The following is a 15,006-nucleotide window of genomic DNA, read 5'->3' as shown; positions in this document are numbered from 1 at the left end:
AAGGCGGGGAATGTCATGACATCAAAAGCTGTTATTGATTCGCAAACCGAACTACCCCTACTGTCCGTTCAAGACCTCAAGATTCGTATTCAGATGGATAATGGGGAAATGAGAGCTGTAGATGGCGTTGATTTTGAAATAAAAAAAGGAAAAACACTTGGGCTAGTTGGCGAGTCTGGCTGTGGGAAAAGTCTAACCAGCAGAGCTATTATCAGTATTAATCCCAAAGAGTGTGAAACTTCAGGCAAGATTGTGTATCACTCCACGTCGGAGAAAGCGCTTAATGAATTAAATTTGTTGTCGCTAGATACAAAGGGTAAGCAGATTCGATCCATTCGCGGACGCAAGATTGCGATGATCTTTCAAGAGCCGATGACGGCATTTTCACCGATGTATACGATTGGCAATCAGATCATGGAGTCGATCCTCATCCACCGCACCAAGGATAAAAAAGAAGCGAAAAAAATTGCGCTTGAAATGTTAAGTAAAGTGGGCATTTCGGATGAGGCGAAGAGATTTGACCAATACCCACATGAGTTTTCAGGTGGTATGCGTCAGCGTGCGATGATCTCCATGGCGTTATCTTGCAATCCTGAATTGTTAATTGCCGATGAGCCCACGACTGCGCTCGATGTAACCATTCAAGCGCAAGTGATGGAGCTGATGAAGGGACTTCAAAAAGAGTTTGGCATGGCAATTCTCCTGGTAACGCATGATCTAGGCATCATTGCTGAGATGTGTGATGAAGTAGCTGTCATGTATCTAGGCAAAATTGTGGAGCAATCAACGGTCGGGGAGATCTTCAAAAATCCTAAGCACCCCTATACCAAAGGGTTGCTCAACTCGATGCCGAGATTAGCTGGTAATCGCAATACCCGCTTGGAATCGATCGAAGGTACTGTTCCGATGGCTATCGACATGCCTCCTATGTGCGGCTTTTATGAGCGGTGCAAGGATCGGATTGAAGGGGTATGCAATAAACAAGCAGTGCCCAAAACACAAATAGCGGATCATCATATGGTTAGATGTTTTCTTTACAAGAATGAAGGTGAGGAGAATAAGCATGTCTAAGCCTATATTGAAAGTAAACAATCTAATCAAGAATTTTGAAGTGAAAGACAAGAATAAGTTGTTTAGTAAGCCCTCCTCCGTTCGAGTGTTGAACAACGTTTCTTTCGAACTTATGGAGGGAGAAACCTTAAGTATAGTCGGTGAATCAGGCTGTGGGAAAACGACGCTAGGCCGTTGCATCGTGAGGGGCATGAATGCATCGTCAGGGGAAGTGATTTACCATCCGGAAGGCGATGCGAATGTTGATTTTCTAGGCCTTCGGGGGAAAGAATTTAAGAAATTCAGAAAAGATATTCAGATGATCTTTCAGGATCCGTATTCCTCATTGAGCCCGAGAATGAGTGTCTATGACATTATTTCTGAGCCGCTGCTTGCCAACTTTAAGTTAACGAAAGCGGAACTAGATGAAAAAGTGACCATGATCGCCGAAAAAACAGGATTAAATGTCAGTTATCTCAAACGGTATCCGCATGCTTTCTCCGGAGGGCAAAGACAACGTATCGCGATTGCGCGCGCACTTATTTCCAACCCTAGACTCATCGTGTGTGATGAAGCCGTATCGGCCTTGGACGTATCGATCAAAGCGCAAATTATTAATCTATTAAAAGACCTGCAGCAGCAGCTTCAGATTACGTATATTTTTATCTCTCATGATTTATCGATTGTGCAAAATATTTCTGACCGGGTGGCTGTTATGCACTTGGGTCGAATTGTTGAATTAGCACCTGTGGAAGCGCTATTTGATCAGCCAAAGCATCCCTATACAGAGGCTCTGTTGTCTGCTGTACCGGAACCTGATCCGGACTATAAGAAAGATCGAATCATTCTCGAAGGCGAAGTTCCGAACCCAGCCAATCCTCCAAGTGGATGCCATTTTCATCCGAGGTGTATGTACAAGACCAACAAGTGTATACAAGAAGAACCTGAGCTGCAGGACATAGGCAACAATCATTATGCGGCCTGTCATTATGCAAGCGAATTAAACTTAAGAGGTGTAATCCATGAGTAAACCGACAACGAATTTTGTATCAACCAATGATACGACAACAATTGATCCTAACGCGAAGAGGCTTATTGTGTTTCTAGACTGCGGTGATACAATCATTGATGAAGGAACCGAAATTAGAGATGATCAAGATATTGTCATTCAGGCGAGTCTGATTCCAGGCGCAGATGTTATGGTGAAGACACTTGCTGAGCGTGGTTATATACTGGCTCTTGTAGCCGACGGCAGGGCGCAATCGTTCAAAAACATGTTGATTCAAAATGGCTTATATGATTACTTCACGACGATGATTTATTCGGAATCGATTAAAGCATCGAAACCAAGTCCTCGTATGTTTAAAGCTGCGATGGGGGCATTAGACTTGGGTGAACAGGATGTCTCACGCATTGTCATGGTGGGCAATAATTTGAGCCGTGACGTAAAAGGGGCGAATGAAATGGGGATAACAAGCATCTTCTTGAGCTGGACGCCTAGATATCCTAAATTACACGCAGACGAGAGTCAAATCCCTGCCTATACCATTAACCATCCATTGGAATTAATAGAATTAGTAGAAAAGTTAAACGAGCAACTAGAATAGAGGATTTTGGAATGAAGGGATGTTTATGCAACGATGGCTAAAATTGATGATGTCGCAAGATTAGCGAAAGTCTCAAAAGGGACGGTCTCCAACGTCTTTAGCCAAAAAAGACCGACGAGTAATGAAGTCAGGGAACGTGTCATGAGCGTTTCCAGGCAATTAAACTATGTCCCCAATCACACGGCGCGAAGCTTAGTTACCAAGAAAACGATGGCGATTGGGTTAACCATTCCGCATGGCAGTTTCTTCTTTAGCGCGTTCCATACGCAATTTATCAATGGGGTTATTCTAGAAGCGTCGTATTATGGGTATAGGGTCTTGCTGGATATTATTCCTTTGCAGCAGGTGAAAACGCCGTTCTTGACAAGTTATCCGATTGACGGTGCTGTCGTTATGCGACCCACAACCAATGATGAACGCATTAATCTGATGCATATGGGCCAGATCCCATTTGTCACCGTTGGTCACGTGATGAATGAGAATATTGAACATTCCTCAAGTGTTGATAACGATAATCAGCAGATTATGTTCAGTATATGCGAATACTTGATTGATAGAGGTCATAAGGACATTATGTTTTTGAATGCCAATGAGCTTATGACGGTGTCAATTGATAGAAAAGATAGTTTTATCAAAGTGATGAATGAACGTGGACTCGACGTTGAGGAACACATGATTCATCATAAGCCCGATTTGAGTTCAAGTGAATACTTGGATTATGGCTACGAGGAGACAATGAATATCCTTGGTAAACAGAAGAAGAAGGTCACTGCGATTATTGCAGATGATGACCGTACAGCATTCAGTGTTCTTAATGCGATCAAGGATTTGAATCTCAGTGTACCTGGCGACATTTCTATATTTGTCATCTGTGGAGATCATTCCATGATGGTTCAATCCAACCCCTCTTTGACAAGTATGGATCTGCAGCCTTCTGAGCTAGGAGCGCAATCTGTTCGAATTTTAATGCACCAATTAGGCGTGCTTCCAGGTGACTTCGCTGAGAATGTCATTGTTGAAAGCAAAATTATAGAACGAAATTCATGTTCGACAATTTGAGCTTTACAGGGTCATACAGGGTAAGCAAATAGGGGAGGGAGCCGAATGAGCACTCGAAAATGGCAAGCAGGTATTATTGGCCTTGGCGGTATCGGCGATTATCATAGGAACAATCTTGCGAAAGTGGCCAATACAAGCGTTGCGGCCATCTGTGATGTGAATGTGAAAGCAGTGGAGCAGGTTGGAGATCGCCTGAATTTGCCAAAAGAGAAGAGATACAGTGATTATCGAGCAATCATAGCTGATCCTGACATCGACTTCATTATTTCTGGGGTTTCGAATAAATACCATTATGACATTTTGAAATGTGCGATTGAGAACGGCAAACCCATATTCTCGGAGAAGCCCTTTACGCGAACGATGGAAGAGGCTGATGAACTGTTACGCTTATATGAGCAAAATCCGATCCCCTGTATGATTGGATTCTCCTATCGGTACAGACCCTGCTTTCAATATGTGAAGCAACTGGTTACGGATGGCGCCTTAGGGCGGATTCGGCATATCGCTGCTCATTATCTGCAAGAGGAAAACGCGCCGATGTTTAATAAGGAATACACGTGGCGGTTTAATAAAGAGATGGCAGGATCCGGCATATTAGCGGATATAGGCTCACATATGGTGGATGCGGCACGCTTCTTTGTAGGCGAGTTTACGCAGGTATCCGGTATGATGAGCACGTTTATTGATCGTCGTTTAGATAAGCGAACGGGAGAATATGCCGAAGTCGATGTGGATGATTTTACTGGCTTCCAGTGCGTACTTGATGGCGGCGTGATGGGCTCTTTTTATACGCATAAGAATGCAATTGGTACAGGAAATCAATTTAACGTCACCCTGTTTGGCGACTTGGGCACGGTCCGAATTTCAGTTGAAAAGCCGAATGAGGTTCATTTGACGCTCAGATCTGGCGACAATTTACAACTGACCGAGTCCACCATTCACTTGGAGGAGAGGTCCGTGAAGCCGATGCTGCAGGACTTTATGGATTATTTGGAGCAAAATAATTCTTCATCGGTCCCTACGATTATGGATGGATACCGTAACCAACAAGTGCTGCAAGCGATCATCGATTCAGCAAAGGATGGCGTGACGCGAAGCTTATAAATGCTTTCGACTAGCATTAGGGAGGGCTCATATGATCAGAGTAACGATTTGGAATGAATTTCTCCAGGAGCAAAGAAAAGAAGAGGTGGCTCTCATCTATCCAAAGGGCATGCACGGAGCTATTGCGGATGGAATTAGCCAAGATGGTTTTGAGATTCAGTGTGCCACTTTCAATGAGCCAGAGCATGGCTTAACGCAAGAAAAGTTGGATCAGACGGACGTCCTTATTTATTGGGGACACGTTGAGCATAAAGGCTTTCAGGATAACGTCGTAGACCGTATCTGTAAACGTGTACATGAAGGTATGGGACTCATCGTACTGCACTCCGGACATCATTCTAAGCTGTTTCGCAAATTGATGGGCACTTCTTGTGATCTGCTATGGCGAGAAGCTGATGAGAAAGAGCGATTGTGGGTCCTTGATCCATCACATCCAATTGTAGAGGGAATCGGTCCATTTATCGATTTGGAAGAAGAGGAAATGTACGGAGAACATTTTGATATCCCTACACCTGAGGAATTAATATTTGTCAGTTGGTTCCAGGGGGGGGAGGTATTCCGCAGTGGATGTACGTATCGTCGTGGTCAAGGGAAAATCTTTTATTTCCGTCCAGGCCATGAGACGTATCCAACCTATCACAACAAAGATGTGCAGCGGGTCATTGCTAATGCTGTGAAATGGACAGCCCCAGTGAAAAGAGAAAAGACATTTTATGGGCATCACAAACCGCTTGAGGAAATCAAGAAGTGAGTGGGCAGCTTATTGTAGAAAGCTTCTTTCATGGAGAAAGAAGCTGTTTGGTTTGCAATTTAGTTAGGTAACAACGCTTGGATTCGCAAAGATTCTTGATTGAGGTGAAGATGATGACATATCCCTTACTAACTGCCCATACGGGGTGTATGGGTACACCCGATAACAGTTTATTTTCAATAGAAACAGCGCTCCGCAGCGGGGCTGATATTGTGGAAGAAGATATCCTAGTAACTGCTGATGGCGTCCTTGTACTTTCTCACGACGACAACGTTTATTCCACAGATGGAACGGGATATAGGATTTCCCACATGAGCTACGCAGAACTGAGTCAGTTGGATATCAAAGCCCATAACGGGACTCCTGGCGAGACCATTCGAATCTTATCGTTGGAGTCAGTTCTGCCTATCCTTCAGGCATCAGGTAAGATCGTGAATCTAGATCTGAAATCCGATGCATGTGTGGAGCCAGTTTCCCGATTCGTCGAAGAAAATGGACTGCATGAGCGGGTCATTCTAAGCGGATGTGAGACCAGCCGTGCCCACGTTGTGAACAGAACCGATTCGCGCTTACGCAAGCTGCTGAATGTGGATACGTCGTTATTTTTAGCCCTAAATGAAAGAGAAGCTTCTCGTATTAGTTGCGAGGACGCTTTGAGCGCAAACTGCTTCGGACTCAACGTAAATTATCGTGTTGTAGGACCTGAACTCCTTCAAGCAGCAGCCCGTCATAAGCTGGATGTCTACATCTGGACGGTAAATGCAGAAGATGAGATGAAGCATTTTATGGAGATGGGGGTTCATTCGATTACCTCTCGCAATATTGCTGCTTTGGTACAAGTTAGGAATGGCGTTAGGGGATAAATACGAAAAGAAACTGCTCAAAACGGCGACGGTGTACAATTCATCCATAATTTATAGATATCGGAGGAGAGAACAGTGCGGCAACTAGAGAAAATATATGTTGTTTTCAAAACTCACGTAGACTTGGGTTTTACGGATTTGGCCAGCAATGTCGTCTCCCAATATAGAGAAGAGATGATGAACGACGTTCTAGCTGTATGTGAAGACACGAAAAAGGATGGTCCTGATCATCATTATGTGTGGACACTGCCTGCGTGGATGTTGAAGGAATGCTTGGTTACACCTGATGCAGTTAGAAAGGAAAGACTGGAGGCCTTAATTACGAACGGGCAATTGCGTTGGCATGGACTTCCCTTTACGACACATACAGAGTTTTGCGGCACTGAAGAATATATTAGAGGGTTATACATCTCAGAAAAACTTCGTGATCAATATGGGCATACGGCGATATCTGCTAAAATGACGGACGTCCCCGGCCACACATGGATGCTGCCTACTTTATTGAAAAATGCAGGCATTTCGTTTTTGCATTTAGGCGTAAACTCCTGCTCTTCACCGGTTGACTTGCCGCGGTTGTTTCATTGGGAAGGTCCAGATGGCAGCAGGGTATTAACCTACTATTCCAAGGGGGCTTATGGCACAGACTTGACGCCGCCAGAGGATTGGCCCTATCCGATCTGGATAGCGCTGCTGCAAACGCAAGACAACTACGGTCCACAGGATGGCTCAGTGGTGCAAGACCTGTTGGATGAGATTGCGATCAAGTATCCAAATACCGAGGTCAAAATCGGGACGATGGATGATTTTGCACGCGACTTCGAGGCTAGAGACTATCAGGATATCCCTGTCATTCGCAAGGATTTAGCGGATACATGGATTCATGGAATTGGCACTTATCCGGAAGAAGTGTCACGGGTACGGCGGATGCGCTCGGATATTGCAGCACGGGAGAGCTTAGCAACATTGGAGCAACTGCAAGGATTGGGTGAGAATGATCACCAGAATGCGATAGCGAAGGCTTATGAACACACGCTGCTATTCGGCGAACATACGTGGGGAATCGATATTAAATCGAATTTATTGCCTGGCCGTAACAGCCAGCGCGCTTTTGGAAAGGCAGCGATTCAGAAAGATCGCACTATGTTTCCAGACTCTTACATCAAGACAGAAGCTTCTTGGGCTGAGCAAAAAAACTACGTAGACCAAGCGGAGAAAGCGCTAAGTGAAGTTCACCCTTTTACAGTCACAGATTCAACTATCATTGGTGTGTATAACCCGCTTGCTTGGGAACGACAGCACGTGAAGATCGCACTTGATCATCGTAAGCCCGGTACACTTACGGATAGAGAAACGAAGCAAGCCTATGCCGTTAATGAAAGTGGTGAGGCCTACATTGGTGATTTGGGACCGATGGGGTATCGAACTTTTGCGTATACAGAAGTCCTGGGTCACGTTCATACAGGTGCCATTGCGGTTAAAGACGGTGAAAACGCCGTTTTGGAAAACCGTGCCATACGCATCGTAGTCAACAGCGAATCGGGCCGTGTGACTAGCTTTTATGATAAGCAAAATGAGAAGGAATGGGCCGTAAACGGGCGATTTGCACAATACGAATATGATGTTTACGGGAAAGAGGAGATTCTGGATTTTGTAAAAGCATACAGCTATGATCTAACGGATTGGTATGTGAACGATTTTGGAAAACCAGGTTATCCTAGAATCGATCATAAGCAGTATGGGCTGCATCTTGTTGATGTTAAGACCTCCAATGGCGATGGCTGGGGCCGTATTGAGATCCGTTTCACAACGCCGAATGAAAGTTATGAGGAGTTTGGAAATGGGGAGGAGCTTTCCCTCTCGCTCCGCTTGGAAGAAGATCAATCGTATGCCGATATGCAAGTGACGGTTCATCGTAAAGCCTCTACGGCGTATGCGGAGAGTGGGCATTTCACATTTGCTCTGAACGCGGATCAGCCGAATTATCGGTTTCAGAAATTAGGCAGTGTCGTAAATCCCCTTGTCGATATTGAGAGAGGTGCGAATACACGCTTGCATTGTGCTAGTCAATGGGTTGACGTACAGGATGAACAAGTTGGCTTGACAATTATTCCATTCGATACGCCGTTATTTTCCATTGGTGAAAAAGGAATTTATCACTATTCCAAAGTGTATGTACCCGAGAAACCTATCCTGCACTTTAACTTATTTAACAATCAATGGGGGACGAACTTCCCACAATGGATTAGCGGTAGCTTCCAATACGCTTATCGGCTAGTGCCTCATGCAGGGGATTGGCAGGCAGGACGCGTACAGCAGCAAGCTGTCGAAGCGTGCATGCAGCCTCAGGTGACAGTTGGTTGGGATCCTGCGGGGCCTACAAGCTACCAATTGCTGCAAGAGGGCGTGGAAGGGATCCATATTCTAGCTTTCAAAAAAGCGGAGCAAGGTGACGCCTACGTTGTACGCTTCCAAAATCTACACGATACACGCCTAGCGGTGAGGCTGCCATTTACAGAGAAAATCAAAGATGTAAAGGAATGCGATCTGGTCGAGCGTACCAAGGAAACAAAAGTTGAATTTGGCAGCGATTATCTTGCTGTGACGTTGAATCCTTGTGAGATTAAAACGATGAAGCTTTGGTTTACATAAAGCGGATGAAGAGACAGACAGCTGGTGTGCAGCTGTCTGTTTTTCTTTTAAAAAAATGCTATCCGTATCTTACTCTGTTTGGTAGAATGGCAGTGTTACTATAATAAAAATACAATTCTTGTCATAAATAAGTGCATTTATCGGATTGGGAGGAAAAGGATCATAATGAAACAGACATGGACCAAATTTGCTAGATGGATTCTGGGAGCAGTTTTGCTAGTTTCCAGCGGCTATGCTTTGTTGGGGAATGAAGATCAGGTTGCAGCTGCTGCACTTGTTTCTGTTATCTCACCTCAGCAAACAGTCATAACGAACGCGCCAACGGAAGTTGTCGTGCAAGCGCCAATAGGTGCCAAGGTTGAGATTTTTGAAGGCGGAGAAAAGCTTATTGCAAAAGACGTAGAGGGTTACTCGGTTGTAAAGCTTGCATTGCCTCCTCTTGGCACAGGTGTGCATGTGCTTACGGCAAGTGTGCTTAATGGCACTGGAGCGTATGTGTTTACTTTGCCTCCTATCGTAGTTCACCCAAACGACGTATTTACGATCGAGGACGTCTCAACGATTGCTTTAGCGTTACCTGAGCATCAAGAATGGAATATGAATGGCGATAACAAGTTTGTTCCCCAAGATGAGATTGCCTATTTACTTTCTAGGATTGAGCCCATCGCAGTTGTAAATCCTATCCATGATTTGAGTGTTGTCCAAACAGCCACAACAGCTACCTATGCGACCTTTACCTATAGCAAGCCAGCTGGGGCAGATAGTGTAAGATTACTTAAGAAGACTACGAGTGACAATGCGTTTATTCCGGTAGCGTCGTTAAGTGTTAACGAAGCGACTTATATCGTAAGCGGACTTATGCCGGGCACGTCTTATCAATTTAAGTTGGATGTTATCGGTGGCATTCATGCGGGAGAGTCGAATGTGGTGTCTGTTGTGACGGCAGCAGCAGAACCTTATCAGGCTTTACATTTCGATGGTAATGGAGACTATGTAGAAATATCGCATAATGTGGCCTATAATTCATCGTCGTTCACGATTGAAGCGTGGGTGAAACCGGAGGCTTACATATGGAAAACGGCATTTGTGTCCAAATATCAAGAGCAAAATAACAGCTCCTTTACACTGCGTTTAAATGACGGCCTTCATGATAAAATTAATTTTCAGGTTAGTGATGGGAATGAACTCGATTCTAATGCTGCTCTTAATTTAAATACTTGGTATCATATTGCCGCTATATACGATGATACGACTGGAACTATAAAGTTATATATCAATGGGGAACTGAATAAAGAGCAACTATACGTATATTACCGGAAAAATACATCCCCAATTACCATCGGCGTAGATTTCTTAGATACCGCAAATGCTAATTATGCTGCTCGATACTTCAAAGGTCAGATCGGAGAAGTTAGATTCTGGACAACAGTCAGATCTAAAACCGAAATCCAAGCAGACATGTATAACCATGCTGAAACACAAATTGATTCGAATCTTGCAGGATATTGGACATTTAGAGATGGTGCTCAAGATGCGTCAGGCAATGGTCGAAATGGATCCATTCATGGTAATCCTACAACAATTAAATAAACGAAGTAAAGGCATTCACTCCCAGGAGTGAATGCCTTTTTAATTCTTGTACAGCGTCCCCCTACTTCAGCACCGCTGTTGCCAAATACGTACGCAATGAGAGAAGGATCGCCTGCTCCCGCGTAGTATTACCGTGTGGATCGAGCTTATTGCCAGCAACACCATTCATAATGCCGTAGTTTACAACAAAGTTCATGGCATCCTGCGCCCAGCTCGAGATGGAGCCAGAGTCGGTAAAGGTTGTTTTTAAAGTTGTATCTAGTGCTATGCCTGACTTCGCTAATCTCACCGTCCTCAGCAGCATGACACTCATCTCTTGACGGGTGATGGGGCTCTTAGGCCCGAAGGTATCGTTCGTCAAGCCGTTCACGATACCCAGCCGATACGCCTGGTTCACTTGCACATTATTCGTATCTTTGAACACGGGATTATAGTCAGGTGCTAGCGTTTTCCCCGTCAGCTTCTCATAGAGCCGAACGGCGAGTCCAGCAAAATCCTCTCTCGTGATCGCCTCTGTGTACTTGCTCAAGGTTTCACTGGTTGCTAATCCCAGCCCGAAAGCTTGCTTCAACTCAGGCAAAGCCCATGGGCTGGCGCCGGCAAAGATATCTGGTACATTCGTAATAACGCCGTCCAATCTGCCAATGAGATCAGGGGAAACGGTGATTTTAGCAATGTCATCGAGCGTGTTTAATTTGGTTTTTCCTGGTTTCAGAATCGGTTGTATACCTGATCCTTTCAAGAGAGGCGCATCGATTTGAATGTCTTTAATTTGGCCGAGTGGAGGTGTAGATTCCACAATCGTGACGGCCTCTCCGGGGACCAAATACTCGGGAATAGCATATTGGTCAATGATGGGCTTAATTTGGTACACGTACCAAGTATTATTGGTTTTACTTGTTTGTGTATCTATGAAGGAAACCTGACCAATTGAATCTGTTTTACCTGAAAGGGAGAACGTCTTCTTGCCATCAGGACCTGTTCGCGTAATGTCATAGCGAGTTTCCATGTTCGAATTGTCCAGCCAAGTTAGAGTCACGGATCCATTGGAATTGGCTGTGGCTTTCACATCGGTGGGAGCCCCAGGCTGCTTCACAGCGTAGGGAGGTGACACATAATCGTCCTCACTGTTACTGCCCAAGAGCGGATCGAACCAAACATGGATGCGAAAGCGAACTGAAGTGAGGCTAGGATCAATCGGAAGTGTTAGCGCGCCGCCTTCCCCGCGTGTGAGTGTGATCCAGCTTACCCCATTATCTCGCGAATAGAACAAGGTATCGGTTGAAGTTGTAGACACAACCTTGGTTGTATTATACGTAATGACGAATGGAACCTCTGCGGTCACATACGAAAGCCAGTCATTCCGCTCGCCGCCAAATTTCTTCAGATCAAAGCTATAAATATCTGCCTCTGCGCTAGCCCTAGATTGCCCTACGGTTACACCTGTCAATACCAGTGCACCGGCAGTTAGGAGCAGCGAAGCTTTTCTCCAAAATGAATACATACCCAGCCTCCTTAATATCGTTGAATCAGCATTTTGAGGCTAGCATAACAGGCAACTTGTTCGCTGTCATGAGCGAAATGGGCTAATTTTCCAATGAAAATCACGCGAGAAACCACTATTTTTAGCGAATTGTAGGGAATACAGCCATCACCAAGGCTGACATTGTATATTACTGATTCGTCGTGTACTGTTCAACAATCGTATAAGCTCTTAGTGAGCGGAAAAATGGATGCCCTATTGAGAGATGTACCCTATCTGTGAAGCAAGTGTACGTGGAATACCGCAATTGTACCTATCTAAACTAAGCAAAATTCCACTACAATGAGGATAAAGAAAGCGTAATCATTACAAGGGGGGTTGCACGTAGATTCCCCTTTTTACTCACGGCATTGTGTTGCTTTTTCGTTTATCTATTACATATAAGGATGGCGCGATATGAATGAAATGAAGCTATGGTATGATCGTCCTGGCGTAAATTGGTCGCAAGGTTTACCCATTGGGAATGGAAGATTGGGTGCAATGATCTACGGCGGTGTGGAGCATGAAACCTGGAATTTAACAGAAATCACCTATTGGTCGGGGAAGCCCGAATCACTGCCAGAATTATCAAAAGGTAAAGCAGATTTGGAACAAATGCGCGAGCATTTCTTTGCCGGCGATTATAAGCGGGGAGACGAGTTAGCAAAGCAGTCTTTGCAGCCAAAGAAAGGGAACTTCGGCACGCATTTATCGATGTGCGATGTTCACATCACGTTCGATCAGCAAGGCGATCAACTGGTTCGGGAGCTGGATCTTCAGAGCGCTTGCACGCGGACAGTCTACACCTCGGGCGGGCATAGACAAACAAGAGAAGTTTGGGCTTCGCATCCGGACGGAATCGTAGCCTCACGATTGTTTAGCGAGCAGTCCGGCGGTCTATCACTCACGCTGCGTATTCTTGGAAGAACAGAGCGATTCACTGCAACATTAGTGGATAAGGAAACGTTTGTTTTTGAGGGGCAAGCAACGGAACGTATGCATAGTGACGGGGAGTGCGGTGTAAGCTGCCAAGGTGTACTAAAGGTCATCGCCAATGGCGGAAGTGTGTCCGCAGAGCCGGACACTGGCCAAATTAGGATAGACAGCGCTGACGACGTTGTGATCTATTTGGCAGCGAATACTAATTATGGCCGCAGCGATGACGAGTGGATGTCAAAGTCGTTGCGTCAGGTAGAGAACGCCGTAGCAAAGGGATATGAACGGCTGAGAGCGGATCATGTGGCGGACTATCAGCGTTTGTATGACAACGTCAACCTAGACCTAGGCGTAAGCAAGAATTCGAGCCTACCCACAGATGAAAGAATACAACTATTCCTGCAGGGGCAGGATGACGATCCACACTTATTTGCTTTATTTTATCAATATGGACGCTATCTAACTATTGCTGGGTCAAGGGCGGATTCTCCGTTGCCGCTTAATCTGCAAGGGATATGGAACGATGGTGAAGCCAATCGTATGCAATGGAGCTGCGATTATCATTTAGATATCAATACGCAAATGAATTATTTCCCGGTGGAAGTCAGCAATTTGGCGGAATGCCATCTTCCTTTAATGCGATTCGTAACGCAATTAGCGGGGAGTGGAAGAGCGGCGGCGAAGCATTTTTACGGCTGTGAAGGATGGGTTGCTCACGTATTTACGAACGCTTGGGGATTCGCGTCTCCTGGCTGGGAGACATCATGGGGGCTTAACGTAACGGGAGGCTTATGGATTGCTACGCATCTTCGGGAGCATTATGAATTCGGGCTCGATCAGGCGTTTCTCGCAGAGACGGCGTATCCGGTTCTGAAAGAGGCTGCTGCCTTTTTCCTCGAATATATGACGGTTCACCCGCAGTATGGCTGGCTAGTGACAGGTCCGTCGAATTCACCGGAGAACAGTTTCTATTTAAATGATCCGCAGCGAAGCGAATATCAATTGTCCATGGGCTCCACGCTGGACCAGGTACTGGTGCGCGATTTGTTTGCATTTTGCCTAGAAGCATCGGAATTGCTGCAGGTGGATATCGAGCTCCAACAGAAGCTGAAGACGGCCATTGCCCTATTACCTCCGTTGATGATTGGAAGAAGAGGACAATTACAGGAGTGGTTAGAGGATTATGAAGAGGCGCAGCCAGACCATCGTCACTTATCCCATCTCTTCAGCTTATATCCTGGCAACCAGGTGACACCTGAAGGTACGCCAGAGCTCAGTGCTGCAGCAAGGGTAACTCTGGAGAATCGCATGGATCGTGAAACGTTAGAGGACGTTGAGTTTACGTTAGCCGCACTTGCGGCGAATTTTGCCAGATTACAAGATGGTGAGAATGCCTACAAGCATCTCACGCATTTGATCGGCCATTTGTGTTTTAACAATTTGTTAACTTACTCCAAGGCAGGGATCGCCGGAGCCGAAACGAATATATGTGTGGTAGACGGTAACTTTGGTGGGACTGCAGCTATTGCTGAAATGCTGCTCCAAAGTCAGGCAGGAAGTATTCATTTCTTGCCAGCGCTTCCTGCTAAGTGGCACACGGGCAAAGTTAGTGGATTGCGGGTAAAAGGGAACGCAGAGGTGGATGTGACTTGGGCGAATTGCGAATTAGTCGAGGCGAGAATTCGTGCATACTCAGCAGTTCATACGTCTATCCATTATGGAGATCTTAAGGTCGAGATCGCTCTGGAGCCCAACTGCACGTACCAAATCGATAGAAAGTTGAACATCAATCTCATCTGAATATCAAGTAGACCAAGGCAGCTACAGTCAGTATAAGGGTAGTTGCCTTTCCTTTTTTTATCTAGAAAAAGAAAT

The 15,006-nt window shown here is 45.4% G+C and carries 11 protein-coding genes; 10 read left to right on the top strand and 1 reads right to left on the bottom strand.

Annotated features, from left to right (window positions below):
- Window positions 1-15: 15 nt before the first annotated feature.
- The 9 genes from AC58QM_RS13795 to AC58QM_RS13755 all read left to right on the top strand — a co-directional run bounded on the left by AC58QM_RS13795 (window position 16) and on the right by AC58QM_RS13755 (window position 10,673).
- Window positions 16-1,071, top strand: a complete 1,056-nt coding sequence (locus AC58QM_RS13795) for an ABC transporter ATP-binding protein (RefSeq protein ID WP_497284827.1) — start codon at window positions 16-18, stop codon at window positions 1,069-1,071.
- Window positions 1,064-2,080 (top strand): ABC transporter ATP-binding protein, encoded by a 1,017-nt coding sequence (locus AC58QM_RS13790; protein WP_497284825.1) that lies wholly within the window; start codon window positions 1,064-1,066, stop codon window positions 2,078-2,080. The genes AC58QM_RS13795 and AC58QM_RS13790 overlap by 8 nt, the downstream gene beginning before the upstream one ends.
- A complete protein-coding gene (locus tag AC58QM_RS13785; protein WP_497284823.1) occupies window positions 2,073-2,657 on the top strand; it encodes an HAD family hydrolase in 585 nt (194 codons plus the stop codon). The genes AC58QM_RS13790 and AC58QM_RS13785 overlap by 8 nt, the downstream gene beginning before the upstream one ends.
- 33 nt (window positions 2,658-2,690) lie before the next feature.
- Window positions 2,691-3,716, top strand: coding sequence for a LacI family DNA-binding transcriptional regulator (locus tag AC58QM_RS13780; protein WP_497284821.1), 1,026 nt, complete (start codon window positions 2,691-2,693; stop codon window positions 3,714-3,716).
- 45 nt (window positions 3,717-3,761) lie between these two features.
- Window positions 3,762-4,820 carry a Gfo/Idh/MocA family protein gene (locus AC58QM_RS13775; RefSeq protein WP_497284819.1) on the top strand — a complete coding sequence of 353 codons (1,059 nt, stop codon included), beginning with the start codon at window positions 3,762-3,764 and terminating at the stop codon, window positions 4,818-4,820.
- A 31-nt stretch (window positions 4,821-4,851) separates the two neighbouring features.
- Entirely contained in the window at window positions 4,852-5,571 is a 720-nt protein-coding gene (locus AC58QM_RS13770; RefSeq protein WP_497284817.1) for a ThuA domain-containing protein, read from the top strand.
- Between the two features lie 110 nt (window positions 5,572-5,681).
- On the top strand, window positions 5,682-6,434 hold the full coding sequence (locus AC58QM_RS13765; protein WP_497284815.1) for a glycerophosphodiester phosphodiesterase: 753 nt from the start codon (window positions 5,682-5,684) through the stop codon (window positions 6,432-6,434).
- A 75-nt stretch (window positions 6,435-6,509) separates the two neighbouring features.
- Window positions 6,510-9,083, top strand: a complete 2,574-nt coding sequence (locus AC58QM_RS13760) for a DUF5054 domain-containing protein (RefSeq protein ID WP_497284813.1) — start codon at window positions 6,510-6,512, stop codon at window positions 9,081-9,083.
- Window positions 9,084-9,248: 165 nt separating this feature from the next.
- Window positions 9,249-10,673, top strand: a complete 1,425-nt coding sequence (locus AC58QM_RS13755) for a LamG domain-containing protein (protein ID WP_497284811.1) — start codon at window positions 9,249-9,251, stop codon at window positions 10,671-10,673.
- 61 nt (window positions 10,674-10,734) lie between these two features.
- Here the strand turns inward: AC58QM_RS13755 and AC58QM_RS13750 are convergent, their stop codons facing one another.
- Window positions 10,735-12,177 (bottom strand): S-layer homology domain-containing protein, encoded by a 1,443-nt coding sequence (locus tag AC58QM_RS13750; protein WP_497284809.1) that lies wholly within the window; start codon window positions 12,175-12,177, stop codon window positions 10,735-10,737.
- A gap of 435 nt (window positions 12,178-12,612) precedes the next feature.
- Between AC58QM_RS13750 and AC58QM_RS13745 the strand changes: the two genes are divergently transcribed.
- The gene (locus tag AC58QM_RS13745; RefSeq protein WP_497284807.1) at window positions 12,613-14,931 is read left to right on the top strand and encodes a glycoside hydrolase family 95 protein; all 2,319 of its coding nucleotides are present in this window, start codon (window positions 12,613-12,615) and stop codon (window positions 14,929-14,931) included.
- Window positions 14,932-15,006: the final 75 nt, after the last annotated feature.

This window comes from Paenibacillus sp. J22P165 (assembly GCF_059692015.1).
Note: the sequence above shows the minus strand (reverse complement) of the source record. Positions and strands in the feature narration are given on the sequence as shown.